Raw genomic sequence first — 26,361 nt, 5'->3', positions numbered from 1 at the left:
GTAAAAACCTGAATAATTAACTCATTTGTAATATAATCCTTGATTAACATTAACATCCAAGGAAATAAACTTACAAATCCTCTACAATAATGATAGAGGTGAAGAAGATGTTTGTCAGCCCTATGTTATTAGGTAAATCAGCAACCCCTTTTAATGATGATGATAGTTATATAACAGAGCTGAAACTTGATGGAATTAGGCTCCTTCTATCTAAGTTTGATAACAAGATAAAGCTATATTCACGCCATAATAATGAAGTCACTAGCCTTTTTAAAGAACTTCTAAATCTCGATATTCCAAATGGCATCGTACTCGATGGAGAAATTATTGTGCCAGGGGAAGGTGGAAAGCCAGACTTTGAAGCAATGATGGAAAGATTCATGAGTAAAAAATCTCCTCACTTCATTCAATATTGTGTTTTCGATATTATTTATTATAAGGGGGAGAAAGTAACGCATCTTCCGCTTTTAGAACGTAAGGAATTGCTTGCCTCCATTCTGCCTAAGCATCCACATATTCTACCTACTCAATGGCTAATAGGTAAAGCTGATCAATATTTCGAACTAGTTAAACAAAATGAGTTAGAAGGTATCGTTATGAGTATCTACATATAAATGTACAAAATATAAAATGTACATAATGCATGATGTATACTGTTTACGTCAGAGGGATTAACAAATAATTAAAAGGTAATCNAGTATCTACATATAAATGTACAAAATATAAAATGTACATAATGCATGATGTATACTGTTTACGTCAGAGGGATTAACAAATAATTAAAAGGTAATCCACTGTACATAATATTTTCAGTAAAATTATAGCATTCTTACATAACTAACTAAATTATTTTATTATCCTTCTGTACAAAAATTCTGAAATATGCATTAATTATATATAGATTATTTAACAGAAGGTGGATGGTTGAATGAGTTCAAATTTATCTGAGTTGTATAGTTCAAGACATAAATTTAAAACTGATACGATTTGGATTGACTGGAAGATAACAAACAGTGGTGGTTTCGAAAAAAAGCAAATTGCATTTATATGTCTTCAGAACAAAGATGATCAAACTGAAATAGTTCATCCAATAACTGATTTTATCTTTACGAACTGGAAGTTTTCTTCTTACAACACCCAACGGAAACACGCATTAAATGTATCATCCTTTTTAAATTACATAATTGATAAAAAACATAGGCTGAAAGTAAAATCCCTAAATGATTTAGACATAACTCATGGGGAAAAATATCTTAATTCCTTAACAGAAGAAGGTAAAGCGAGAGAAACTGTTAAGGATCAAGAAAGAACTTTAACTTTATTTTATTATTACCTCTCAAAAAAGGAATGCCTACCCCAAGTCCCCTCCAAAACATTTGAGAGTTACTTTAATACAAACGGTAAAAAAGTCCATATCTCGCCATTTAAAAACGTTATTTTTCCAAGCTACTCAAGTAAAGAGACCGAACACACTTTTCCGATTGAACACTTACCTTTACTATTTGAAATTGCTTGCTTGATTGCAAAACCTATCGTCCTAGGGTTATACCTTCAGATTTTTGGTGGATTAAGAGTTGGCGAAGTTGTGAATGTTAAGCGAAGTTCTATTAAACATACGCTAAATGGAGAATCTGTCCTTATAAATTTGAAGGAAAATATGCTCCGTACTGATCTAAAGGACACCGATGGTGCAAATTACGTTAAGAAACCAAGAAAACAATCAGTACTTATTCTACAAAACTGGTTTAACCAACTATATAACGATCATCAGGAACTTTTTACTTGTAGCGATGGAACAAGCGCATTATTTGTTAATCGTGATGGAAAGGCGATGTCAGCTAAAAGTTATCGGCAATACTTTGATAAGGTAAAGAAATATTTTATATACTGCTTAAAAAACAGCAATAACATTAACGATAAGTTACTTGCTCACCATCTTAATATGTCAAAGTGGTCCACTCATATCGGCAGAGGAATCTTCAGTAATATGTTGGCTGAATATGCTAAGAATCCTTATGAAATTGCAGTGCCACGCGGAGATAGCTCCCTTCTTTCTTCATTAAGGTATCTAAAGGGAACAACTAGATTTAGGAAAAAACTAGAGGAGCGACTTAATCATATGCACGGTAGTTATATTCCTCGACTTATTGAAAACAGTAAAGGTATTAATAAATAGGTGTAATAATGGAAAAGTTCACAATCAAAGAAGCTGCTAAGTACCTCGGTGTTTCTGAAGAGAAAGTTTATTTTTGGACAAAATCAAAACGATTAGAGACTTGTCCCTCTTCCAAATTTAAGACTATTATGATTGCCAAATCAATTTTAGAAGATTTCAAGCTCTCAAATTCAAAAGAGCTTTCATTTCTAAAAAATGGTGTTCCTAAAGGTTATTACACCGTAGATATGTTAGCTCAAAGATTTAAAGTTAAAAGAGCTACTATTACTTTATGGATACGACAAAACCTTTTCAAAGATGTTGAAAAATCAGGAGTACCTCTAGGAGCTCCTGATTATTATTTGATCCCTGAGACTTCGGTATTAGAGTATGAGAAGCAACTTGATAATCTAGAGGAGCATTATATAAAATCTACAGATGTAACGAATATATTAAACATTTCAACAAGTGCTCTGTATAACTGGAAAATCAGGGGTTACTTTAGCGACACCATAGAGTGGAAAGGCGATTTATTCATATCTAAATCATCTGTAATGTCTATAAAGAAAAAGTTGGACCAAGAAGAACAAATGTTAAGTGTAAAGGAAATGTCGGATAGGCTCGGTATTTCAATAGAAAAAGTCCGTGATTTATTTAAACACAACTTACAAAAATCTTTTAAAGATAATAGGCTTTTATTACCTAGAGATATTCTAGATGGTTTCCTGAAAGAATATGGTACACTGCTTGCTTATTATAAAGATGGAACTATCCCAAAGGGATACTATAGTACAAATATGTTAGCCCAACACTTTAAAGTTGACCCGATAGAGATTGTTCGGTGGATTAATCAAGGCCGATTCAAAGATGTTAAAAGAATGGGAAAATCAACTTCAGGTCCATCAAATTTCTTTCTTATCCCAGAATACTCCGTACTAAATTATGAAGAATTCATTAGTAAACTAAATGAGAATTATATAACGACGTATCAAGCAATGGATATACTCAGTGTGAGTCATTCCACCATTGTAAATTGGATAAATAGCCAAAAGATCTCAGGCGGAATTCGGTGGCTAGATACTTGGTATCTCCCTATAAATAAAATTGAAGAACTTTTATCTCAAAAAAATTTGATTTCACGTTCTAAAGCATCAGAATTATTAGGTGTCTCCCCCAATACAATACAAAAATGTATAGATCTAAAACTATTTAATGTGAAAATAATAAACGATAAGATTTATTTAGACCCTGAACAATTGAAAACACTTCCTGACGATTTTTTTGAACAATTGAGATCAAATAACCATATCAGCACAATTCAAGTTCAAAAACCCCAGGGGAATTTAACCACTAAGGAAGTTGCAGAAAAACTAAAGATTACTTATAAGTCAGCTGATTTACTTATCAGGAACGGTGAATTAGGGGTACCTTTAAAATGTTTTGAAAATGGAAATAGAGTAAATTCAATCACCCAAGATGCATTGTCATTATACATTTCAAAATCTGAAGAATTAAAACAATGTTTAAAAACATATGAGGCAGCCCGTTATTTAAATTTGCACCCAAGCACGGTAAGCCGTTATATAAAAGAAGGATATTTTCCCAAGGCTTTTAAGGAAAAGGGAGATTACTTTATTCCTCTCACCGTTTTAGATGAATATAAGAAATTTGGAACTTTACCAAAACCACCAAAGAAAAAAAGTGAAAAAAATAAAATAGATAAAACACTTAATAAAGTTGATTTACTGAGAAATTTGATTAATAATATCAAAAACTTCCCAATTCCAAAGCATATTGAGAAAACAAAAAAATACTATCTTGATTATATATCCGTTAGAATTTCGTCATTAAATGGTCATGTAAGCTATATTAAGTCAGAGTGTTCTCGGGCTAAAAATTGCTTTGAAAAAATTATCGTAAATTTGCCAAAGGAATGTTTTGTATTAAGTGAAGAAAAGATCCAGTCCATCCTTTTAGATGAGTCATATACACTTTCTCATAGGACATTAGCAAATTGGTTTTTTAAGTATGTGTTTGGCGTCTTGGGCATCGAAAAAAATAAGAACTTTATTATTTCGCCTTCGCGATCCACTAAAGATGATGGAAAAGAAATATATTCTCCTGAAATCTATCTAGAATACCTCTCCTACACTAAAAATGTTGAGAGACATATTTCCGAAGCTTTAAGAAGTCAGCATTATGCCAACATGTGGCTATTTACTATTATGCATTTAATGGATACCTGGAGAGCTACAGATATTGTAAATAGCCTTTTAGATCTTGAATTAGAAGCCGTAAATATTCATGATTTTGAATGGTTTTTGACAAACAAGGTTACAACAGAACAGGCCCAAATTGTAATAAATCAAATCTATTATAAAACGCGAGGCTTAACCACATCCAAGACAAATTCACTCCTCACCTTTCTCGTGCCCATGGATTTTATCTTACCTGCCGGAAATGCATTTATAATTTGTGAGTTACATCGGCGTCAAGCTGAGGATGAATACTTACTTCAATCACTAATTTCAATTGATCTAAAAGCTCGTACACCAAATAATCAGCACCTAAATTTCTTTAAATTTAATTCAAATTTAAAAGACTTTAAGAGTTTGGTAATGAATCGTTCAACCATGACTTATCTTTTTAATAGTATCGTTGATGATGCTCCCGATCCTGAATTAGCTTTAACATATACACAGCAGACGCGTTCTCATGAAAGGGAAAATTCTACAGCTGTTTACGTTAAAGCAACAAATTTTGATGGTTCCCTAGGTAATGTTTCCTTAAACTTGTTCAATAGAGGTCATTTTGGTTGGCTTTATAATACGTTAATTAAGCTTATGTTTGAAGATGAAAATATTCATTTACCTATTGATGTCAGAACCCATTACATAATGGAATTAAGAAAAGAAATTAGCCCTATGCAATTGGAGAATTGGGCAATTTTCCTCCAAAAACTTGATAAAAAACGGGAACCTATATTAAAAAAACTAAGTGAATTAAATCATCAACAAATTAAAGATCTGATAAGATCCATTTTTAGTGGGAAAATGCCTTCTCGTGATGAACACGGTTCATGTTTGACATACCCAGACTGCAAAAAACCCAATCTACGGTCATGCTATTCATGTGAATACTTTATTCCCCAAGTCTACACAATCATTCACATTAAGCAAGAGATTGAACATCTAATGACATCTATTGAGACAAATAGACATGCAACGATTATAGAGAGAGATTCTTACTTCCTAAAAATATACTTATTACTTCTTAATGAAGCAATTTCTGTCTATGGAGAGAAATATATTGAAACTTTTATTGACCTAATTGGTATTAGAAAACGAATTCTGCAGTTAAGTCCATTATTAGTATAAATCCAAAGGGCGTGACAAGTAATATGGAAGTGAAAATCGACATTGGCAAACTTTCAGAAAATATCACATTAAAATCAGTTGAGACCGTTACTCATACTAAAATTGCTGAAGACGAGTTAAGGAAGTACTTTTCTTTTTTGAAAGAACACAATTTAATTAATGCTGAATATTTTGATGATCCAGTTTGGTTTATGTATGACGAAAATAAAGACCGGGATATTATCTTTAACTTTGATATAGAGATGTACAAAGAATTAAATAAAGCTTTAAAAGGGTATATTCTCCTTAAAAAAATGACAGGAACATCTATAGGTTCTTGTCATAGAATACTTACGACCTTGAAAAAAGTAATCTTAAAAACAAATAGATTTGAAGATTTAAAGGGACTAGAGGCTCTTTTAACTTCGCAAACTCCATTAGTTGGTTACGATATGGCAGGAACGATTAAATTATTTCTATCGTTCTATGAACACCCTTTGAACTTAGAAATTATTGATATTTGCAACCAAATAAAGGCTCCAGAAAGAAATAATCGAGAACTTCCCTTTTTTCCTGATGTAATAGCTTTCAATGAATCTCTAGAAGCGTTTTTTAATTCTATAAATTCAGAGGATCATATTCGGTTTTATCCAATCTTAATTTGGTGGAAACTAACAAACGTATTACCAATGAGAGTAATAGAATTTCTAAAACTTAAGAAAAATTGTATCGAAAAGAAAAATGATGGAACCTACTGGATCACCCTTCCAAGAGAGAAGAAAAAAGCAGACTCTCCTTTTAAAATTGATGTTACGGATACAGTTCAAATTAATCAGGAGATCTACGAAATCATTTCAATGTACATTCAGATTATTGATGACAATAGGATTGAAACAGATTATTTACTGCCTTATGACTTATACGTCAGATTTTTACCTAATCCAAAAGGGAGCCTTCGTCAAAGAAAAGGAAAAAAGAATAGGTTGATTGATAAATATTTACAACGCATAATCGATGATTTTTATACCCAAGTAATTCAAAATGAATTCTTAGAAAAAGTTACTTCAGGAGACACCAGACACTTTGCTGTAATGAATATGTTTTTGCAAGGTTTCAATATGCTTTCGATTGCCCGAATGGCTGGTCATGAAGATTTAGAAATGCAATTCAACTATTATTCTCATGTTGACCACTTTGTACAATCACAAGTATATTTACTTGCCCAAAAAAAACTTGAACTAAACCTTGAGACTAACATTGGTAAAAACATGACAAGCACCTCAAGATATACATATGATAAGGGATTAATCTATGAAGACACAGACCTTGAAAAATATAGAAAAGTCGATTTTGGTTTTTGTAGTAATCCTGATTTTCCAGATAATTGTGCTGGAGAGTGTAGAGTATGTCAACCATTCTATATTTTTAAACCAGCTATTAATGATTTAGAGAAAGGGCTAAAGTGGTTAACTGATTGTTCCCAATCAATCCAAAGAAATATACAGGAAGTTACCGACATGATGTTTTCTCTCAGTAAAAATATGTTTTATGATTTTCAGAATCTTAGGCACCAGGAATCCGGACAATCTAAGTTAAATTCAGCTTCATCCCAACTAACAAGATTTATGGATCAGAGATCGACCGTTGAAGCATGGATTAGGAGGTATAAGAATGAGTAATAATAATACACCAGGGCGTCCTAAAAAGATTAGTGATGAAAAATTAAAAGAAATGGCTCTTGCAATTAAACAAAAAAACCGTGGAAGAAAAATTACCTTTCAATTTCTACAAGACGAAACGGGTATTGGAAGACAAACTTGGAAACGCAGAATTGAGAAATATATTAATGAACTGAACAAGCCTATTATTCTTCCCAATAATGCTACACTGGATGATGTTTACTTTCCAAATATCGAAGAAATTTTTGAACGCCATAATAATGACAAGACAAAAATCATCTACGAATTATACCTATTTGAACAAATGTTTCGTCAAAATTATCAAGAATTATCCTCATTAAAGGAAAAAATGATTTCCTTAGAAGAGCTAACTGACATTGTTGAAAAACAGAAAGAAGAGATTAAATTCGTTGAACAAAAGGCTAGCCATTATGAAATGTTATATAAAACCTTAGTCATTACTAGTAGCTTCTCACATATTCGTGAGGAAAAAGGAATTAAAGTTAATTTAGTACAATTCAATAGCAATCCTTCCCACGATACGGCATTAGAAGAGAAAGAATTTAATAAAATGTTTTCTGTAAACCAGGAAACAACCGAAAGTTCTATTCAAGATCTTTCTACGATGTTTCCTGATTTATTTAAAGAGGATTAAATTAAGATTTTGCAATTCCGATAGCATTTATGAATTATGACTGTAAATCAAATTTGTGATATTACAAATTTGTCTCTAGAAGGCCATCAGATGGAAACAATTTTTCCTTCTTTATACCATTAAAGGCCAGATTCTGGAATAACATATTTAAATTTGAAAAGGCTTGTACTCAAACTATAGGAGCAGGGTTACTCCAAAAAAGGAATTTAAACAATTGGTATTGAACTATTGAAGTATAAACATATATTTTCGGAAGTATTTAATAAAATGGATATAAAAAGTGGAGACCCGAGAGATTATTTAAAAATCGTTCTTGAGGATTATAAAATAACTCCTTACACATTTGGTTTAATTAGTGGTCTGGATGAGGAAACAGTTTTGGAGTTTTCAAATCATAAAACTGATTTTGCTCATTTACCTCACGAAAAGAAAGGGTATATTATGTCAATGATTGCACCAACAATTACCACTGAATTTACCACTAGCAGTCAACGTATTTACCAATAGAAAAACTTTAGAGTTATTGAATTGAAAAAGCCTAATCCTCCAATTTTACCGAGGAATTAGGCTTATGGTTCTCTCAATCGCGTGGGATTGTAGGCTATCATCTTCTATTGCATAGTATCGTTGTACTACGCAGCAACTTACTTGTTTCTTATTATGTTCTTTAATATAGGCACACGATAGCAAAATAACATTATCTAGTCCTATTATATATATTTATATTTCTTTTAATGAATTTAACAGTGGTAGAACATTGGGTTTTTTTGTTACAGGGCTTATCCCAATTTTTTGTGCTGCTATATTTTTAAAAAAATCAATTTCGCTATCCCAGTAATTTATATAGAAAAATTCACCATCAAATTCATCAATCTCTTTTGCATATTGCACTATATATTCTAAATTAAGGCTGTTAAACACAATTAAATTTCCAAGTTTCATACGTAATTTAAGTGAATTAACATTTTCGTAGTTCTTCCATGCTTCATTTGGCCTTGTCGTTGACAATACAGCAATTTTTTCATAGTTCCATAATGACTCTAAATCTTTACGAACTTTTAATTGTAATATTCCAAATGGAATAACAAATATAACATCAAAACCTTTAGAAAGTATTTCTTTTGCTAAATCTTTTTCATAGCTACTTCCCCATCCAAGGGTAAAGACAAATTCACCTACTGGAAGTTCATTTATAATCTTTAATAAAGCATTCTTTTCTCTATCACTTGATTTATAATTTGCTACAATAGCTATATTCTTTTTATGTAATAATTCAGTATTCCCCTTACAATATATTTCGCGTGTAGAATGTTCTATTAATTTAGGTGGATAATGCTTATCCCCCGGTAAAAACCTCTGAATATTTTGCTCCCTTAATTGTATTTCGTCTGATTTATTATTAGATGTTCTTGTTGAACTATTGGGTTCGAATACTAGGATTTGTGTACTTAGACCACTTAAGTATTTATTGATCATAATTTTTACTTTATTCCAATCAAGTCCGCCATGTCCACAACCTAGAGCAGGTAAAGTTACAGTAGAATTCTCTTTTTCTAAGAGAAATTGCCTTAACCAAATTAATCCTTCTTCTATATACTCATATTTTGAGGGGTTTCTCCAGTGAACTTTTGTGGGAAAGTTAATGATGGTACATGAAGAAAACAAATTTTCTTCCTTCCACACATGGGGTTTACCTGGTTTAAGTTCATTTCTTTTGCATGCATTATAATAATCAATAAACATATCTGGAAACTTATTTTTAAAAATTAAAGCAACCCCTTTACCCATAACGCCTACACAATTTACAGTATTTATTCGGATATCAGCATCATAATCAAAAAAATCACCTGATACGAATTTTATCATTTAAAATCTCCTTACTTATTTTTTTAATGAAACTCGGTAGCTTTACTTCGATATTACGAGTCCAAAAAGGGGTAATTGCAGAAATATCTGCTATAGAGATGGCAATTAACATATTTAATTCATTTTCATCAATTTTTAGGCTTAATAATTCTTTCTCACTTCTGCCATTTGCAAGAATATCTCCAATTATGTCATGGTAGATGACTAATAGGCAAATTTTCCGAATTTCATATTTTGACATTGTTTTAAATTCCTCAACTAGAATTCTTTCTAACATTGGAATTGAATCTGCTGGATGATCTGGATATGCAGCTTGAATACCCTTTTTCCATTTTGACTTAGGGCCTTTACCAATGTCATGTAAATAAGCAGATAATTTAACCAGCTTTTTATCACTTTCAGAGAGACTTCTATAATACTTGTTATCTTCTAAGTTACTGACAACCTGGAGTGTATGGTCGCTAACATTATCAGAATGTACTTTATTATCAGTCTCTAATTCAAAAATATCTTCTAATTCTTTTAAAATACAAAAATCCTTTTTAATTTTCAATAATGCATCATTTATGTCCTGAAAAGCACTTTGTTTTGATTCTTCATTTTTCCTTTTTTCTTTAATATTTTTAATTACCTCTTTAAACTCGTTTCTAAGAAAAATCGGACCGGTTACTAAAGTTTCTCTTTCCCTATCTTTCATAAAAAATTTTGTAAAAAAGAAATACCTATCATTAAAAGGTTGGTGTGAAATAGTGGGTGTTTGTAGTCCATAATCTTCATAAACCTTCTTAATTTCTTTTTTGCAAATATTATTAAAAACAACATAGCTGTCTATCCATTCAATCGGGACTTTTTTGTGTATAAGAACTTCGGCCATTCGAGAATGCAACTCGTTATCAGTACCACGATTCCATTTATTACTATCAATTAAATCCCATTTCAGATTGTCTAAATCTTCAGGATTACTGTAAAAATTAGGATGTACCAAAGTATTTGCAGATGCATCAGTAAATACCACATTACCATTCAATAATTTCTCTATTGATATAGCAATAAATACTACTAATGGTTGATCAATATTTTTCCTATTAAGTACACCTAATAACATAGGATTTACGGTCGCAAAATAAAAAGGAACATAATCATGAATTTTCCCGTAAGGTTCACATGGAACATCCATTTGACTTCTCCTTAGTTGAATATCTTCATTTGCCAAGTCAACATGTTCAACACTTATTCTTTCTTTTTCGTTGGTGGATAATAGGCCATGTTTCACTATTGATTCGATATTATCAATATGTGTAAAATGGTAAAAATATCTCCCTTTGTATTTTTGTGGAATTTTCATATTATTCTCCTTTAATTAAAAATTTTTAAATACCTCTATGTTTCTACATACATATTCTTGATATTTTTGCTTGAGTGATTTTTTGATACTCTTGTTTTTACAATCACTTTAATTCGACATGTTTAGACTGAATACCTCCGTAATTATTTTAATATTTCCTAAACATACCACTTAGGTCATTCAAAATAACAAACATTTCTTGTACGATAGAAGAAACTGTTATGTGAAAACGGAATCTATTCAGTAATACCAAAAGTTTATCTCCTAATATAAAAAAACACTTCTGTTAAGGAAGTGTTTAAGGCCGATAATTTTTCTATTTGTTGTTTAACTAAAGTGCTTCGTTAGCTTATTCTTTCACAAAGCCATCTGAATGTTAGCTCTTTGTTGCGCAGTATTTAGTCAAATGCAAAAAGACGATTACCTAATAAATGTAATCGTCTCCTAAAGTTTTCAACTTTATCGTTGTACTATGGAGGAAATGACTTTATTTTTGCCATTATTCAAGTACGCGATTGTGGAACAAAATCGTATAGAAGGTGATACTACTGCTGTTTGTTTTCTGGCTAGTCCATTAATATGGAATGTAGTTGGTCTCATTCAGAATTTAGAACATGAATGGATGTAATAGCACTATTGAATTGGTATTACAACTAAAATTAATTGCTAATGTGATAATTTTAAAAAAGACCACTCAAGTGATATTTAAGGATTTATATGAACTTTAGTAACTATACTCATTGGATTTTGGATGCATAGTTGCTTCTATACCCTTTACCGTAACTGATTCTTTTATCGCCTGGTATATTCTTGTAAAACTTGGTATTTCAATTAGTCCCTTTTTTCCATGTATTCTTTTTCGCTTGCATTCTTTAAGCAAATTATTCTTATCTAGGTTGAATGGAAACTGATTTGAGCGTTTATGCCCGTGACAAATCAACAATTTGTTTCTCTTTCTTAATGTGTTAAGAATTGTTGATAGTAACCACCTATCAAGTTCCTTCATCTGTTTTTCGTCATCTATAAGAGGGTAAAAGCTCATTACACCTTTAAAGTTAAGACGTTTATATGAACCATTCAAATAGTTTTTTAACATGTTTTCATTCAAATTTCCGTATAGATATCTTCGTATTTGCATAATAGCGGTAACAAAGTCACTATCGTTGTTATTACTAGGAATTTTTACAGATTGAAGTGGTTTTGTATTTAATGGTTGAATAAGATTTTTAAATAGTAAGTAACTTATGTGTTCTTTAATTTTATTTACAGAACTAGGCTTGATACTAATGTTATCACCGGAAAGCTTATATCCTAGAAATTCAATAGATTTCTTATCAGATTGAAATTCTGAAGGCATACCTTTCTTGGACAAAAGACTTATACCATGAGATTTATCAAAATTTATTTCAACCCCTGTTTCTCTTGAGAAATCTTGTATTATATCAAATGATTTGCAAATTTTTTGGTAACTTTCTGACCATATAACAGTATCATCTGCGTATCTTGCAAATCTAAGCCCCTCTAATTCTAGTTTTTTATCTAATGACCAGCATGCCAAATTTGCTAAAAAAAGTGAGATTGACGTTCCTTGAGCAATACCTTTTGGAAAATGAATAAGAAACTTTTTAATTATATCTGATTCAAAATCACTAATTAAAAATCCATTCTTATTAAATTGTGATAACAAATATTCATGGTTAATTGAACCAAAGAAATCTCTAAAATCAAACTCAGCAACAAACATTCTAGGATTTCCTTTAATATCTAATGCAATATCCTGAATGGCATAATGTACATTTCTGTCATTTCTATAAGCATAGGCAAAGGAGCTAAACCTATGTTTATTTTTGCTAAGTAGTCTATTGTATAAATAGTTAGAAACAGCTTCGTCAGGGATCTGATAAACATGGACAGGCCTCGTTTTAGTACTATTTTTCTTAGGGATTTGCTTCACATATGGTGTGAAAGGTTGATAAGTCCCGTTGATTAACTTTTTAAAAATTGATTTAGCAATTTGGTTTTTATGCTTCAAAACATAGAATGGATTGAATTTTTTATCAACATCCCATTCTTCAGGTGTTCTTACTTCTTTTAAAATTGGATTTTTAATTCTTCTGCGTTCTCTTTGGTTTATTAATTCAATGTTATTGTGGTATTTTTGAAATTCTTTTGATTTTCTTTCTGCTATCTGTTCAATATGAAATTCTATTTCTTCGAGTAACATAACATTTCCCCTCCTAAACAAAAAGTCTTACCTTTAAAAGATAAGACTTTCCACGCAAACCATAATTAAAAATAAGTTCTCACTTAGAACTTAGCTTGAGTGAGCTTTGTTCTCCATTTTCGAATTAGAATCCGAATTATATGGCTTCCGTTCACCACCTAATGGCATAATCTAACTATATAACAATTAATTTGAAACGTAAATAGTAATCTATGTATTATGTATATATGAAGGATATGGTGCTGGAAAGAAGACAGTTTTAGATTTTATGAGGCTGGGACAAAAGGTTTTCAGCCATTGAAAAAACCGAACTATTATTTGAAACTCTACTATAGAGCTTCGGAATAGTTCGGTTTTTATTATTTTTCATATGTTGAGTTATGTTTATTATTCGATTTTAGAAATGGATAATTTAGTTGTGTCCAGCCACTTTCCACAATCTGGCCAGATTGTGGAAATCAACACATAAAAATAAACTTCTGTACTTTAAGTACATTCTTTCACAAAAGAACTGATTTTTACTGCGCAGTATACGTCTACTACGTAATAAAAGGGTTACTCTTAATCAGCATAGTTTGAGTAAGGCTGGGCTTATTAAAATTCAAACAATTTTTCACATTTTTGATACTCCAAACTAGACTTTATAACCCTTATATTATTTTAGGATTGTTCTGATAAACGTCCTATCATTCCTCGGTACGTTTCATGTCATTTGATGGTAAAAACTATGTCAAACGTGGTACATTTGGATGGCTGTAATCAACCTAGTTTTAAAACAACATTTTTAAAGCCTTAAATTTTCCTACAAAATATTTGATTCTACGAAAAATTTTAGTTTAAAGTCTTAATTCCTTTTTCTTCCCATATTTTGGTAGTAAGAGATCCAATATCTCCCCACAAAATTAGATATGTGGGAGATATTATATTTAAGCAAACTTGATATGTTTATCCTATCTTATGCAATTTAGTATATCTTGGGATAAAATTCTTGAACCACTTACTCCTTTTAGATACTGTAAATCTCCATTTATTGACCAATCAATTTGTTTCAGATTCCATAACATCGATAAAATTTTACTAGAATTAGGTTGTTGGCTCTTATGCAAGAAATTATTTGAGATAATTTCGTTTCCGGCCATTGCTAAAGAATTTAAAGCGATGATATGTGTTAATCTATAAGATTTAAAATCTTCCCATTCCTCCGGAAGTATTTCTTTTATTGCATTAAAGTAAAACAATGAGAGCCCCAATATTTTTTCTTTTGAAAGGTCTTCTAAGTCAGATTTTTTAATCAATAAAGTAACCATATTATAGAGATTTTGAAGTGTAATATGTTTTTCTTTTGTTCTTTTACCAATAAGTGTTCCTTTAGTATGAAAAGGACTTTCAGGTCTGAGAATTAGATTTGTAGAGACCCAGCTTATATCGTCATTGTTTCTGTTTAGATATCGACTTAGGGAAGTTCCTATCCCTTTTGCTTTTGTATTGATTACATCAAATAGCTTAATTTCTTCATCTTCATCAAGATAATGAAATGCAAGGAAGGGAATATTTAGAGTGGTATCGGTTTTCTTAACATATTCTTCAATTCCAGCTAGTCTATGTTGACCATCCATTAAGGAAGCTTTTTTCTTGGAAACTAATCTACCAAACAGTGGACGGTCTTTAGAATAAGCCTGAAATTCCCAATTTCCAGCAGCATTAAGTAGAATAGGTGTATATAAGGAATCTTCTCCTTGTGTTAGATAGTTGGCAAAATCTTTACTCCGAACTTTATTTATTGGCCTTTGATATCCTTTTCCAGATGGATGATTATAGGGTTTTGAATATGACAAATTAATGGCAATTTGAGAAGATACATACCCTTGGTATGCTACTCTACCTCTCATTTTAAATTGGAGTACATTTTCAATTACAATATTTGATGGTAAAAAATCACTCATATTATACACCTCTCCATATTTTTTGTTGGCTATTCTAAAATAGTACTTATAAGTACAATAATCAATGGAAAATGTACTCATATGTATCTGTTTCTAGCTAAGTGCCTCACCTACTCTTAAGTAGAGGTGATAAAATGGAAAACTTAGCAAAATTGGTTGGAAAAAATATTCGTGAACTAAGGAAAATGAAAGAACTAACATTAGAGGGATTATCTGAAAAGGCTGATTTTCAAACCTCATTCTTGGCAGGGGTAGAAAGGGGAGAAAGAAATATTACCTTAGAAACTTTAGAAAAAATATTAAATGGATTAGAAGTAGATGTAAAAGCATTATTTAGTGTTCAGAATTTAATTGCAGATGATTATTATAGTAAAAAGCAAATCATTGACTCAATAGTGGATTTATTAAATGAAAGAAACATAAATGATTCTAGACTTGTTTATAAAATAACAAAAGAAATTTTTGAAACTTACGACTATGATAAGGAAAGCAAATAAAAAAGATATATGGTTTTTAATACAAAAGTTTATAGAGAGTAGGAGTACAATTGCATCCACTTCTTTATGAAGCAAACAAACGCTAGTATAGCCTAGATAGCCATTAAATAAAGTAGCTATTTAGGCTTTGTAACTCAAGGATCCAAAGATATGTTTGTCTTAATTAAATATGGTCGAATCTAGTCTTCTCTTTATGGTTCCAATCAGATCAACAACTTGATTCTTTTTATAATCTCTTTCTCCAAATAGACTTGAAACATACCCCTTAGTTCCTCCTTGAATTACCATACCCTTACTTTTTATACAAATTCTTCATCTTAACAATCCTCAAATTTGTTTCAACTCACTAATCTTTGGAGGAATAGGTTTTGCCAAGCCCACTGTGGCAATCTTCTCGATTAATATTTGCTGTGGATGTATATTGTACAGGGATTCTAATTTACTTCTTAAAATTAGTATCATTCATAGAACACACTACATAAAAGTTTGTTTTCGCTGCGTTTTACTGCAGTTTATGTATTCCTATTTATTAGGAGGGATTGATTATATGTATCAAAATTGGCAATTGGAAAGATTGGCAGTTAATGAAGTAAAAAAGGAAGCTTTAAAACCATTTTCCAACCTTCTGGCAGATATTCCTGAAGGCGATAAGGCTATCTCGTTTGATGGAGAAATACAAGTACTACAGAGCAACACTGCAACTGTAGAATCCTTGATTGGTAAAGTACCTGTTCAAGTAAAGGGAACGGGAGTCAATAAGTTTACAAACAGACCATGGTCTTATTCATTGGAATTAAAGCATTATGAAAATTATTATAGTAATAGTGGTGTTTTACTATTAGTTGGAGAAGTCCTAGAATCCGGAGAAACCCAATTATACTATAAACAGTTGCTTCCAAACGAGCTAAGAAAAATAATAAAATTATGTAAAGAAAAAAAACAAAAAAGTAGAATTGTTATAGTTAGACCCCTTAGTGAGTCAACTTTATATAAAATTTGTAAAGATTTTCATGATGAAAGAATTAAAATCCTTGAAAGTATTAAAGCATTCACACCAAGTGATTTCGATGCTCTCGAAGTATCTAGTTTAACTTATAATCCGTTAAAAGAAGAAACAGGAAACATCTTTGAGCACGAATTTAATATTTATGGTGTTAAAGACAAACTTAAAATTCCACTTGATACCATTCGAATCAGTGCACTTTCTGCACAAATTGAAGAAACTTATAATATCAATAATAATAAATACATTTTAAACACTAAAGTAACCGAAGGAGTCATAAAAAATGAATTAATTATTGAAAATTCCCTTTACTTTGGAATACATCTTAAAAAGAATAAATTAGATTTTAAGTTTAAGAGGTTCCATTCATTAGCTGCTCAACTGAAAGTTATCCCTTTTTTTATAGACTTTGTAACAGCTAAGGGAATTAGTACTATTGACTGGGAGATGGAATTAGGAGAGGATTGGGTAAAGTTCCAAGGATTTATAGAAGGGTTAAAAGAAAACTATATAAACCTTCAAAAACTTAAAGGAATATTTGAACAAATGAAAATAAGCCTAGATAGGCCTTTACAGCCAGAACAGACTGAAAGTGGTTATGAAGAAGTTATGAAAAAAGCATGCAAATTTGTGGATGTGTTTTATTACCATAATTACGATGGAATTGGTCTAGAAAAACTTAACGGAGTGGGTTTCGTTAATTACGGTATTGGCGAATTAGATATATTATTGTTGTATGTTCCAAAGGTGGATAACAAGCTTCTTAATGCATTTTCTGAAGAAGTAGCTATGAAAGATATAGCCATCGCTAGTGACGAAGGGGCAACCAGATACCCACACTCGATTTATATTCTTTTAACAAAATCAGCATTGGCACATTCAGCTAATTTAAACATTGACATCATAAAAGAATCTTTCGATAAAATTAAACCTTTTGAGAATGAAGTAGTAAGTCAATTTACCAATCAGTTCTGTCTAAAATGCTTATCTGCTTTTGATTTATGTGGAAATTATGAATTGTTAAGTCTTGTAGAATATATTTACGAAAAATATGATTCATCTAAAATACCTAATTATCAACAAATTGTCACAATCAATGTGATGCAGGCACGTATACGAAAGTTAGGAAAACTGACTCAAGAGGACTATGCAACTCTTTTACAACTTCGAGCAGTACATATTACTAATTATGAAGTGCAGTTCTGTATTAGTGTACTTTTACAGAGTAAAATAGAAGCCGAAATCTATTTTTCTAAATTCGAACCATACATAAAAAAATATTACGAAGGACTTCCAATTATAAAAATTTATAATGACCTTTTGGAAAACTAGTACAGAAGAGAGCAATTCCATAATTATGAATTGCTCTTTGTATATATGTAGACCCCATACTAATTAGGATAAATTAATTATGATATTTATTATTACATCTTGAACGCTGACTAGCATCCCCATTTATTATCTACACTAGCTGCAGTTTTATACAAAATATTGATCATTTAAAACAAATAATAAAAGTTTGATTAAAGATTCTGAGTTGATATGCATATTTTTCTTGGTTCTACAATCGGGCCATTTTATGGAATAGGACTTTAAACAAAACTGGATATTTAAGTGAGATTGCGAATAAATGTACTTAAACAAACAGAGCAGGATAGTAAAAAAATATATACTCATAAAATTACAAAATGTTACAATTACATGGAAGGCTTTTTTATAATTCGAAATATATTTTGGGAGGGAAAATTTATGTATAATGGCTATGAAAATGAAGACGATTATGTCCGTTCATTAAAAAAAAATGATACTTATCGTTTTTCATATAATTATGAGATTGTTGTAAACCGGTTTGGAGATGGTGATGATGATGTTGAGCTTGCAAATGCGACCGTAGATATTACTGTGTCTTGGGATGATTCATCAGTTCCTGGATATATAGTATCTTGGAATGTGGATGCACCTACTTCTCTTCCGAATGAGTGGACAAATAGCAAGGAAGAAATAGTTAAGGAAGTTATCGTTAGGTACCTTTATAGTGACTTAGAAGCAAATGGAATTTCATCTGAGACTTTTAAGTTTGAGTAAAATTACTATGCTATCGCTGATAGGAATGAAAACAAGCTATATAGGAGGAAAAAGAGTTTAAAGAGATGTACTTAAAGTAAACGGGATCTATGTCCCAACCAGCCTGAAACATGTTTATACAAGTAGGGGGTGAACAGTTCAGCTAACGGGATTGAATCCCACGGGTGCGACGTTCTACCCCGACTACCGTAATCATAAGACCATATGAAAAAAGGTCAACCAGAAAAATTTGGCTAACCTTATATTACGAACGGGTGCTTTAGTTCAATAAAGCTCTTCAACAATCGGGCGCGATTGTTGAACAAGAAGTAAAGAAGTGATACATATTGGTCATTACAACTATGTATCACTCCTGATTTTTTATGACTTTTTTTGATATAGGATTTGATAATCTAAAGTGTTTTAATAGGTCTTTATTCAAAAAATTCTTTTCACTGGTGACTATAGGTTCAAAGCTGTCCTTTTTAGAATATTTTAATATTTTTTTAATTTCTTATCCGACTTTATACCATTCTTTTGTAAAAAACATTCTATAAACAATCATCTATCATTCTCAGGAATTTTATTCTTATCTTTGTTCTTAAATAAGTTAGAATATCTCCTTTTGGCTCCACAGACACGACAACCATTTCCTCTTGTTCGAGTTGAAACCATAGTTTCCCATTCATGGCCACTTCCACATTGCCACCAGATCTTTTTATTGGATCCTGGTTTTACATCGTACGGAGTTAAGTTACCATTTTTAATAGAATGCCACTCCCTTGCGAGATCAGGGTAAAGTGTAGCCAAGCAATTGTCTTTCGTAACATACCTCCCTGTACAATACGGACAGCCTTTCCTGACTACTCTTTGCCTAACTAGTTCCTTCCATTCATGTCCTTCCTTACACATCCACCATACTAATTTTTCGCTTTTTAACTTTACATCATTAGGTGTTAATTCTCCATTTTTTGATGCGTGCCATTGTTTTGCAACATCAGGTCGCAGCACTGCCAATGAGTTTTCAGGTGTCGCATACCTCCCGTAGCAATAAGGACAGTTTGTTCCTTCTAATCCATCATTTCTTGTTCTTGCAGATATTACTGCATTCCAATCATGTCCTTTTTCACATTTCCACCATACTCTAATACTAGATTGCGGTTGAAAATTTTCTGGTTTCAAAATTCCATTTTTACTCGGGTGCCATTCCCCTGCTACATGGGGAAATTTTTTTACTAATGAATTTTCAATTTGGCGTAAAGATATAGATTCCCTAACCTTTGTTTCGATATCAAAATTTATGTAATCTATACTATTTCCACTATAATTTTCACTATCTATCTCTTTTATAATTGATATGATCTTAGTAAAGACACTTGACAACTGTTCATTAGATGGCGTATCACTTATTTGTATATTATAGGCATCATAATCAGTTATAAAATCAAGCCCTTTCTCCCGAATTCTAATCAATTTTACATTATTTTCATAAAGATACTTATTTTTTTCTATATCTCTTTTCTTTTTCTTTGTGTGCCAATATACACCATCATATTCAATCGCTAGACTCATAGAAGGTAAATAAATGTCTATTTCGTATATATTATGAATCTTATATCGATGTTTTACATCGGGGAAAACTTGTCGTAGACAAAATAAAAGAAAAGATTCGGGATAAGATGATGATATATTGCAGTTTGGGCAACCATTCCCAGAATTTCTACTATTAATAGACGCAGCCCATTCGTGCCCATTTTTGCATTGCCACCAGACCTTCTTATTCGATGAAATAGTGACTTGATCAGCTTTCAGGTCTCTGTTTTTTATAGGATGCCATTCTTTAGCCAATAATGGGTTAAGTGTTCTAAGGGAGTTGTCATCACAAACCTTCCTCCCTTTACAGTAGGGGCAGTCATTCCCATTGCTTCTGTTGCTAATTTTAGCTTCCCACTCGTGCCCATTTTTGCATTGCCACCAAACTTTACGACCTGTTTTTACATTTACTTCAAATGGAGTTAAATCGCCATTCTTAGAAGGGTGCCACTCCTTTGCCAACTCAGCGTTTAAAGTTGCTAAACAGTTTTCTATTGTAACTATAGTATTGCTACAATATGGGCAGCCTCTACCTAATGCTGAACGGTTGCTAATTTTTGCCTCCCATTCATGTCCTTTATTGCAAATCCACCACGCCTTACGATGTGTTTTGGACAATACATCATTAGGGGTTAAATCGCCATTCTTAGTAGAATGCCATTCTTTTGCTAAATCAGGATATAAGGTTGCAAGACAATTTTCTATTGTTACTCTTCTATTACTACAGTAGGGACAGCCATTGCCTCCTGAACGACTGCTAATACTCGCCTCCCATTCGTGCCCTTTAACGCAAATCCACCACGCTTTTCGATGTGTTTTTGAAGCTACAGCAAATGGAGTCAACTTCCCATTCATAGTGGGATGCCACTCTTTCGATAATGTAGGATTTAAATTAGCTAAACTATTTTCCCTTGTTGGCTTACCTTTATTTCTCATGATTATCTCCATAACGTATTTTTGTCTTTAAAACACTTTATTTATTTCCAATAATATATTTAATACTTATAATTTTGTAATAATTGATAATTAGTATTTAGAAGAGAAGGTGTTGGATTAACTACTAATTTTCAATTAATGTTTCAATAGTCCGTCATTTCTAAATAAACCATGTACTAAGGTATAGGTCAAAGATTTTAATTAAGTTTATCTGACTTTTGACTTTAATTATTGAATTTGTGAAAAGCTAAGGAAAAAAGAGGAGTTCTATTAATGAAATTAAATCCTATTATACCTTTTGAGCCCGTTTCTTCAGAAGAAATACCAAAGGGTTCAGAATGGATATCACAAATAAAATGGGACGGAGTTAGAGTCCTAACATATTTTGATGGACAAGAGGTAAGGCTATTTAACAGAAAACTAAATGAGCGAACTAATATTTTTCCTGAGCTTACGAATGTAAAATCCTATACCTCTGCCAAATCAGTAATTTTGGATGGTGAAGTTATTGCCCTCGATAAAGATGGAAAACCATCTTTTCATGAAGTAATGAGGCGTGATGGGATAAGGCGCACGGATAGAGTAAAAGATGTAATAAATTTGGTACCTATTTATTACATGATTTTTGATGTAGTTTTATTAAACGGTGAGTTTGTCAATAATTATTCTCTAATGGATAGACTCAACCTCCTCTCAGAAATTATAATACCAAATGAGCAAATTCAAATCGTTCCAACACAAAATGATGGACATATTTTGTTTGATGTCACTAAAGAACATGATCTAGAAGGAATAATTTGCAAAAATCTCAATAGTCAATACATCATAAACGGAAAAAATTCCGATTGGAAAAAAATAAAAAATTATAAGGATCTAATAGCAGTAGTAGGTGGAGTTACTTATCGATCGGAAGTAGTAAACTCTATTTTAATCGGTCTTTATGATAATGAGGATCAGTTTTGGTACATTGGAAATGTTGGAACTGGGAGACTTACAGGATCTGAATGGAAAGAATTAACCAAGGCTATCGAACCATTAAAAATTATTGATAAACCATTTATTAACCATCCAGAAAGATTGAACAAAGTTCAATGGCTTAGACCAGTATTAACAGTTAAAGTTCAATATATTGAATGGCCTGAAGGTCATTCACTTAGACAGCCAAGTATTCAAGCGTTTGTAGTCCATGATCCACAAAAATGTAAATTTGAAGATTAAAGGAAGATACATATGAAATTGTATAAGGATATGGAAAGTTTTTTTTCTATACGAGGAACAAAATATAAAGGTGTCTTTTTTATCTTAGGATTGAATATCCAAAATGAAAATTTTTTAGTTGGTATTAAAAGAGAAAACGATATTGTTCAAATTGGTTCATTTACCGAAGGACTAAAGCAAAATGAAAAACAATCCTTAATTCAGGCAATAATGAGTAATCAAAAGAAAATGAAAGAAAATACAGTCTTTGTCAAACCAGGAATATGTATTGAATTATCCTTTCAATCCATAAATAATGATCAATTAATTAATCCTTACTTTAAATCTTTTCAACTGGAACTGACTTGGGAGCAATGTACTTGGGATAGGCTAGTTTTGGACAATGCCTTTGTCCAATATGAAGTAAAAATAACACACCCAGATAAAATAATATGGGAAAAACCTTTTATTAGTAAAGAAAGGTTTGTTGCATACTTAATACAGATTTCACCGTTTATCCTTCCTTTTTTAGAAAAAAGGATATTAACAACTATTCGCTATCCTCATGGAATTCCCGGAGAATCCTTTTACCAAAAGAATTGTCCTGATTACGCCCCAAGTTTTATTAGGACAAAAGAAAAAGATGGGATTAATTATATAGTTTGTAATGATTTATCAACTTTACTTTGGCTTGGCAATCAATTAGCAATTGAATATCATGTTCCATTTCAAACTATCGAGACCGATAGACCACTTGAAATTGTCTTCGACTTAGATCCACCAAATAGTTCTAGTTTTTCTCAAGCAATTAAAGCTGCAAAAGAAATGAAAAAAATTTTCGATAACTTTGATATTATCAGTTACCCGAAACTTTCAGGCAGTAAAGGTCTCCAGATCCATATACCAATAAATAGAGGTTCTTTAAGCTACGACGATACAAGAATATTTACGTCTTTCATAGCAAATTATTTAGTGGAAAAATTTCCAAATGATTTTACAATTGAAAGGATGAAAAAAAATCGAGGAGGTAGACTTTACATTGACTATATCCAACATGCAGAAGGAAAAACGATTATATGTCCCTATTCTACAAGAGGGAAGGAACAAGCAACTGTTGCGGCTCCACTTTATTGGGAAGAAGTTAATGAAAAATTAAAGGTAGAAAAATATAATGTTCCATTTGTTTTAGATCGACTTTCAAATAAGAATTGTCCTATGAGTGACTTTTTTGCGCAAGAAAACACCTCACTGTTAAACATCATTTCTACACTAAAAAAGAAAATAACTGGATAGACTGTACAAAATATTAGCCAATTATGTTCATAAACTTTTTTTGTACAACAGATTATTATGGAAGATACCATTGGTTTATAGCCATTTGGATAATATTTAAATAGTTATGTACGTTTATTTTATGTAGATACTNTTTTTTGTACAACAGATTATTATGGAAGATACCATTGGTTTATAGCCATTTGGATAATATTTAAATAGTTATGTACGTTTATTTTATGTAGATACTCGCTAAGAAAGCTAATTCAAAATACCATATAAATAAGCGTTCCGATAATTGGTTAAAGGTTATCAATTACCAGTACCAACAGTGCTATTTAACGGGCATAAAAAAAGGGGAATTTGGGTTAGCACTTTCCTTTTTAGATGGGAAATATGCTGGAGTTATGGAGTTTATGCAGCCAGCAGAGAAAAAGTACCTTCGTTCAATTTATAAGGAATATATTATAGAAGAAACTGATCAATGGATTTATTTAAAGCAGGCAATTAAATTAGATGTAAAGTACCGTAATTTAACTAAAAAGGGCCTGCTTCGTATACCTTCATTTAATAAATGGGTTTCCTAATTTTTTATTTTTAAAACTTTTTTAGACTAAAAAGGTAGATTCTTAGCTTTTTACGAGTACAGTCTTCACCAAGTTGAAAATGCGAAAGGTTCTAATTGCTGAAAAATCAAGTGGAAGAACAAAAGATCATGATAGATCAATGTTTTATCATTTCATTCAATTGGAACAGCAGGTAAGAGAGAGCAAATCAGAAGCCTTCCTATTTCGGTTAGGATGAAAAAATAATGCGTTTTGCTCTTGAATAAAGGTTTTTTTCCTCTTTATATTGAATAATTCAATGAAGGAGGGCTGATACAAATGACTTATCTATACCAAGAAAAGCAAGCAATAAAAGAATTACTTATTCAAATGAATGAATTATTATCTGAACATATTGAAGTTCATAATGCTTTATTTAATCCACCTTTAAGAGCAAAAATCCCCATTCCTTTTGTCATGAAAAAAATTGATATGAAAGTACAATACGAAAAGGCTCAAGGTATACTAATCTCTTTTGAAGAATGTTTAGATAGGGCAATGCTAATGAATAAATTTAATAGAATGAATAATGCTACCTATCAAACCATTAATGAGTATGGTCAATATTTCCTTTTATCTGTTGGCAATTTAACCAATATAGCATATGAACTTCATTTAAAGGCTGAGAGAAAAAATAAATTGAGTTATAAAGAGTTTAAAGACATGGTTAACGAATATGAAGAAAGCGAACGAGTTCGTTTAAGTTCGGGAGATAAGTTAAATAAATTAGTAAAAGAATACTTTCAATAAAAGAACCTTACTATTACAGTTAAGGTTCTTTTATTTTATCCTGCCATATGAAGTTAAACTGGGAGTTTGTTATTTGATGGATTAGAAAGAATTGTTGGGCAAAGAGTTATAATCTTGAGAAGGAAAATTGATGTTTCCAAATAGAAGGAAGAAGAAGCTAAATGCTCTTCTTCATCCCACAATTACTACACTCTCTTATTAATTTGCCTTCTCTTATAGAGCTTCGAAAATGCGCTTTATCGCATTTGTCGCAACGGCCACTATTTTTGTCTGGATACTCAATAAAATCATAAATGATATTTACATCAATCTGATTGTCTATGAAATATTCCCGCCTTTCACATGAAAAAAGTCGAGAACTCGTCTCGACTACTTAAATCAATTATACCATGAGAGGGAACCTCTTGAAAGAAGCCGCCATTAGAGAGGATAAATAATTGCATTATATTATTTTCTATTAAACTCATTTTGATATAATGCTATTAATGCAATCATGACAGTCAAGCCGCCTAAAAATACTCCCCAACTTTCAGTAAAACTAGATACTATCACCAATATTACTAATGTGAAACCAAGCTTCATAACATGATCCATTGAAAGTAGCTCCCTCATTTTTGATAATGAAATATCTCTTTTATTTTCCGTTATAAAGTTCAGAAAGGTCACTGTGATAATACTCGTCTTCTTCAGATGTAACAATTCCATCTTGATTGAAATCGGCAGGATCATATTCATTGGGTTTGTTATCACCAAATATATAGCCTATTATTAGGAATGGACTAGAGACTAATAGAATTGTTAAACCAAGGAATAAAAACGCTGCAACAAAGCTCCCAATACCTTTTAGAGAATCAATTAATTCTTTAATCATAGTCCTCACTCACTTTTTAAATGATAGGGAATATAAAACAAATATTCATCTTTCTTTTCCGATTTTATCCAAAAAAACAATAAGAATAATGTACCCAATAAACAAAACCATAGAAAGGAACATTGCTAGGTTATAAGTAAATGACTAGATAATTGAAACTCGTATTTTAACCCGTTAGTGAAGATATATGCGACTTGAACGCATATATGCAAAACCATAAGTAAAAGGACTATCCCTCGGAAATTACTCATAAGTTCTTTACCTTCAAGTATTCTATAATGATACTTGCTCGAAATAATGACAGCTAATGTTATGGCTGCAAGTAATTCAATTATTATCAATATCATAAT

Annotated in this window: 20 protein-coding genes and 1 pseudogene; 14 read left to right on the top strand and 7 right to left on the bottom strand. The window is 31.4% G+C overall.

Annotated features, from left to right (window positions below; genetic code table 11):
• Positions 1–107: 107 nt before the first annotated feature.
• From AR328_RS16325 to AR328_RS16300, 6 genes and pseudogenes are all read left to right on the top strand, one after another.
• A pseudogene (locus tag AR328_RS16325) lies at positions 108–599 on the top strand (ATP-dependent DNA ligase); the annotation flags it as partial.
• Between the two features lie 329 nt (positions 600–928).
• Complete coding sequence (locus AR328_RS16320) at positions 929–2,176, top strand: hypothetical protein (RefSeq protein ID WP_066297965.1); 1,248 nt, start codon at positions 929–931, stop codon at positions 2,174–2,176.
• A gap of 8 nt (positions 2,177–2,184) precedes the next feature.
• On the top strand, positions 2,185–5,532 hold the full coding sequence (locus AR328_RS16315; RefSeq protein WP_066297962.1) for a helix-turn-helix domain-containing protein: 3,348 nt from the start codon (positions 2,185–2,187) through the stop codon (positions 5,530–5,532).
• A gap of 23 nt (positions 5,533–5,555) precedes the next feature.
• Positions 5,556–7,190 carry a tyrosine-type recombinase/integrase gene (locus tag AR328_RS16310; protein WP_066297959.1) on the top strand — a complete coding sequence of 545 codons (1,635 nt, stop codon included), beginning with the start codon at positions 5,556–5,558 and terminating at the stop codon, positions 7,188–7,190.
• On the top strand, positions 7,183–7,845 hold the full coding sequence (locus tag AR328_RS16305; RefSeq protein ID WP_066297955.1) for a hypothetical protein: 663 nt from the start codon (positions 7,183–7,185) through the stop codon (positions 7,843–7,845). The genes AR328_RS16310 and AR328_RS16305 overlap by 8 nt, the downstream gene beginning before the upstream one ends.
• 267 nt (positions 7,846–8,112) lie before the next feature.
• Positions 8,113–8,352 carry an HTH domain-containing protein gene (locus tag AR328_RS16300; RefSeq protein WP_066297951.1) on the top strand — a complete coding sequence of 80 codons (240 nt, stop codon included), beginning with the start codon at positions 8,113–8,115 and terminating at the stop codon, positions 8,350–8,352.
• Positions 8,353–8,565: 213 nt separating this feature from the next.
• On the opposite strand, the gene AR328_RS16295 is transcribed toward AR328_RS16300, so the two are convergent.
• The gene (locus AR328_RS16295; protein ID WP_066297946.1) at positions 8,566–9,711 is read right to left on the bottom strand and encodes a macro domain-containing protein; all 1,146 of its coding nucleotides are present in this window, start codon (positions 9,709–9,711) and stop codon (positions 8,566–8,568) included.
• Positions 9,689–11,056: a type II toxin-antitoxin system toxin DNA ADP-ribosyl transferase DarT gene (darT, locus tag AR328_RS16290; RefSeq protein ID WP_066297937.1), complete on the bottom strand. Its 1,368-nt coding sequence runs from the start codon at positions 11,054–11,056 to the stop codon at positions 9,689–9,691. Before darT ends, AR328_RS16295 begins: the two co-directional genes overlap by 23 nt.
• Positions 11,057–11,537: 481 nt before the next feature.
• Between darT and AR328_RS22640 the strand changes: the two genes are divergently transcribed.
• Positions 11,538–11,684, top strand: coding sequence for a hypothetical protein (locus tag AR328_RS22640; protein WP_156422719.1), 147 nt, complete (start codon positions 11,538–11,540; stop codon positions 11,682–11,684).
• 96 nt (positions 11,685–11,780) lie between these two features.
• On the opposite strand, the gene AR328_RS16285 is transcribed toward AR328_RS22640, so the two are convergent.
• Both AR328_RS16285 and AR328_RS16280 read right to left on the bottom strand, forming a co-directional pair.
• On the bottom strand, positions 11,781–13,280 hold the full coding sequence (locus AR328_RS16285; RefSeq protein WP_066297934.1) for a reverse transcriptase domain-containing protein: 1,500 nt from the start codon (positions 13,278–13,280) through the stop codon (positions 11,781–11,783).
• A gap of 950 nt (positions 13,281–14,230) precedes the next feature.
• Positions 14,231–15,223 carry a DGQHR domain-containing protein gene (locus AR328_RS16280; protein ID WP_066297931.1) on the bottom strand — a complete coding sequence of 331 codons (993 nt, stop codon included), beginning with the start codon at positions 15,221–15,223 and terminating at the stop codon, positions 14,231–14,233.
• 134 nt (positions 15,224–15,357) lie between these two features.
• On the opposite strand from AR328_RS16280, the gene AR328_RS16275 reads away from it, so the two are divergent.
• The 3 genes from AR328_RS16275 to AR328_RS16265 all read left to right on the top strand — a co-directional run bounded on the left by AR328_RS16275 (position 15,358) and on the right by AR328_RS16265 (position 18,808).
• Positions 15,358–15,720, top strand: a complete 363-nt coding sequence (locus AR328_RS16275) for a helix-turn-helix domain-containing protein (RefSeq protein WP_066297924.1) — start codon at positions 15,358–15,360, stop codon at positions 15,718–15,720.
• 547 nt (positions 15,721–16,267) lie between these two features.
• On the top strand, positions 16,268–18,055 hold the full coding sequence (locus AR328_RS16270) for a DUF4365 domain-containing protein (RefSeq protein ID WP_066297922.1): 1,788 nt from the start codon (positions 16,268–16,270) through the stop codon (positions 18,053–18,055).
• Positions 18,056–18,472: 417 nt separating this feature from the next.
• Positions 18,473–18,808 carry a hypothetical protein gene (locus tag AR328_RS16265; RefSeq protein WP_066297918.1) on the top strand — a complete coding sequence of 112 codons (336 nt, stop codon included), beginning with the start codon at positions 18,473–18,475 and terminating at the stop codon, positions 18,806–18,808.
• A 540-nt stretch (positions 18,809–19,348) separates the two neighbouring features.
• Here AR328_RS16265 and AR328_RS23135 read toward each other — a convergent pair.
• The gene (locus AR328_RS23135; RefSeq protein ID WP_066297912.1) at positions 19,349–21,316 is read right to left on the bottom strand and encodes a zinc-ribbon domain-containing protein; all 1,968 of its coding nucleotides are present in this window, start codon (positions 21,314–21,316) and stop codon (positions 19,349–19,351) included.
• Between the two features lie 273 nt (positions 21,317–21,589).
• Here AR328_RS23135 and AR328_RS16255 point away from each other — a divergent pair, with 273 nt between their 5' ends.
• From AR328_RS16255 to AR328_RS16245, 4 genes are all read left to right on the top strand, one after another.
• Positions 21,590–22,534, top strand: a complete 945-nt coding sequence (locus AR328_RS16255; protein ID WP_066297908.1) for an ATP-dependent DNA ligase — start codon at positions 21,590–21,592, stop codon at positions 22,532–22,534.
• Positions 22,535–22,546: 12 nt separating this feature from the next.
• Complete coding sequence (gene ligD / locus AR328_RS16250; protein WP_066297899.1) at positions 22,547–23,806, top strand: DNA ligase D; 1,260 nt, start codon at positions 22,547–22,549, stop codon at positions 23,804–23,806.
• Positions 23,807–24,201: 395 nt separating this feature from the next.
• The gene (locus tag AR328_RS22635; RefSeq protein ID WP_156422717.1) at positions 24,202–24,372 is read left to right on the top strand and encodes a hypothetical protein; all 171 of its coding nucleotides are present in this window, start codon (positions 24,202–24,204) and stop codon (positions 24,370–24,372) included.
• Between the two features lie 297 nt (positions 24,373–24,669).
• Complete coding sequence (locus AR328_RS16245) at positions 24,670–25,140, top strand: hypothetical protein (protein ID WP_066297897.1); 471 nt, start codon at positions 24,670–24,672, stop codon at positions 25,138–25,140.
• 447 nt (positions 25,141–25,587) lie between these two features.
• Here the strand turns inward: AR328_RS16245 and AR328_RS22630 are convergent, their stop codons facing one another.
• Both AR328_RS22630 and AR328_RS16240 read right to left on the bottom strand, forming a co-directional pair.
• On the bottom strand, positions 25,588–25,734 hold the full coding sequence (locus AR328_RS22630) for a hypothetical protein (RefSeq protein ID WP_156422716.1): 147 nt from the start codon (positions 25,732–25,734) through the stop codon (positions 25,588–25,590).
• A gap of 40 nt (positions 25,735–25,774) precedes the next feature.
• A complete protein-coding gene (locus tag AR328_RS16240; protein ID WP_066297896.1) occupies positions 25,775–26,011 on the bottom strand; it encodes a hypothetical protein in 237 nt (78 codons plus the stop codon).
• Positions 26,012–26,361 lie beyond the last annotated feature (350 nt).

Origin of the sequence: Bacillus sp. FJAT-29937 (assembly GCF_001509555.1) — a bacterium.
In the GTDB taxonomy this organism is placed as follows: Bacteria; Bacillota; Bacilli; order Bacillales; family Cytobacillaceae; genus Cytobacillus.
Note: the sequence above shows the minus strand (reverse complement) of the source record. Positions and strands in the feature narration are given on the sequence as shown.

What these genes read in the sequence shown, in the direction of transcription:
- AR328_RS16315 (WP_066297962.1), top strand. Translation starts at nt 2,185, where the DNA reads ATGGAAAAGTTCACAATCAAAGAAGCTGCTAAGTACCTCGGTGTTTCT.
- AR328_RS23135 (WP_066297912.1), bottom strand. Translation starts at nt 21,316, where the DNA reads ATGAGAAATAAAGGTAAGCCAACAAGGGAAAATAGTTTAGCTAATTTA.
- ligD (WP_066297899.1), top strand. Translation starts at nt 22,547, where the DNA reads ATGAAATTGTATAAGGATATGGAAAGTTTTTTTTCTATACGAGGAACA.
- AR328_RS22635 (WP_156422717.1), top strand. Translation starts at nt 24,202, where the DNA reads ATGCAGCCAGCAGAGAAAAAGTACCTTCGTTCAATTTATAAGGAATAT.
- AR328_RS16265 (WP_066297918.1), top strand. Translation starts at nt 18,473, where the DNA reads ATGTATAATGGCTATGAAAATGAAGACGATTATGTCCGTTCATTAAAA.
- AR328_RS16310 (WP_066297959.1), top strand. Translation starts at nt 5,556, where the DNA reads ATGGAAGTGAAAATCGACATTGGCAAACTTTCAGAAAATATCACATTA.
- AR328_RS16320 (WP_066297965.1), top strand. Translation starts at nt 929, where the DNA reads ATGAGTTCAAATTTATCTGAGTTGTATAGTTCAAGACATAAATTTAAA.
- AR328_RS16305 (WP_066297955.1), top strand. Translation starts at nt 7,183, where the DNA reads ATGAGTAATAATAATACACCAGGGCGTCCTAAAAAGATTAGTGATGAA.
- AR328_RS16240 (WP_066297896.1), bottom strand. Translation starts at nt 26,011, where the DNA reads ATGATTAAAGAATTAATTGATTCTCTAAAAGGTATTGGGAGCTTTGTT.
- AR328_RS16275 (WP_066297924.1), top strand. Translation starts at nt 15,358, where the DNA reads ATGGAAAACTTAGCAAAATTGGTTGGAAAAAATATTCGTGAACTAAGG.
- AR328_RS16280 (WP_066297931.1), bottom strand. Translation starts at nt 15,223, where the DNA reads ATGAGTGATTTTTTACCATCAAATATTGTAATTGAAAATGTACTCCAA.
- AR328_RS16295 (WP_066297946.1), bottom strand. Translation starts at nt 9,711, where the DNA reads ATGATAAAATTCGTATCAGGTGATTTTTTTGATTATGATGCTGATATC.
- AR328_RS16300 (WP_066297951.1), top strand. Translation starts at nt 8,113, where the DNA reads ATGGATATAAAAAGTGGAGACCCGAGAGATTATTTAAAAATCGTTCTT.
- AR328_RS16270 (WP_066297922.1), top strand. Translation starts at nt 16,268, where the DNA reads ATGTATCAAAATTGGCAATTGGAAAGATTGGCAGTTAATGAAGTAAAA.
- AR328_RS16255 (WP_066297908.1), top strand. Translation starts at nt 21,590, where the DNA reads ATGAAATTAAATCCTATTATACCTTTTGAGCCCGTTTCTTCAGAAGAA.
- AR328_RS16245 (WP_066297897.1), top strand. Translation starts at nt 24,670, where the DNA reads ATGACTTATCTATACCAAGAAAAGCAAGCAATAAAAGAATTACTTATT.
- AR328_RS22630 (WP_156422716.1), bottom strand. Translation starts at nt 25,734, where the DNA reads ATGGATCATGTTATGAAGCTTGGTTTCACATTAGTAATATTGGTGATA.
- AR328_RS22640 (WP_156422719.1), top strand. Translation starts at nt 11,538, where the DNA reads ATGACTTTATTTTTGCCATTATTCAAGTACGCGATTGTGGAACAAAAT.
- AR328_RS16285 (WP_066297934.1), bottom strand. Translation starts at nt 13,280, where the DNA reads ATGTTACTCGAAGAAATAGAATTTCATATTGAACAGATAGCAGAAAGA.
- darT (WP_066297937.1), bottom strand. Translation starts at nt 11,056, where the DNA reads ATGAAAATTCCACAAAAATACAAAGGGAGATATTTTTACCATTTTACA.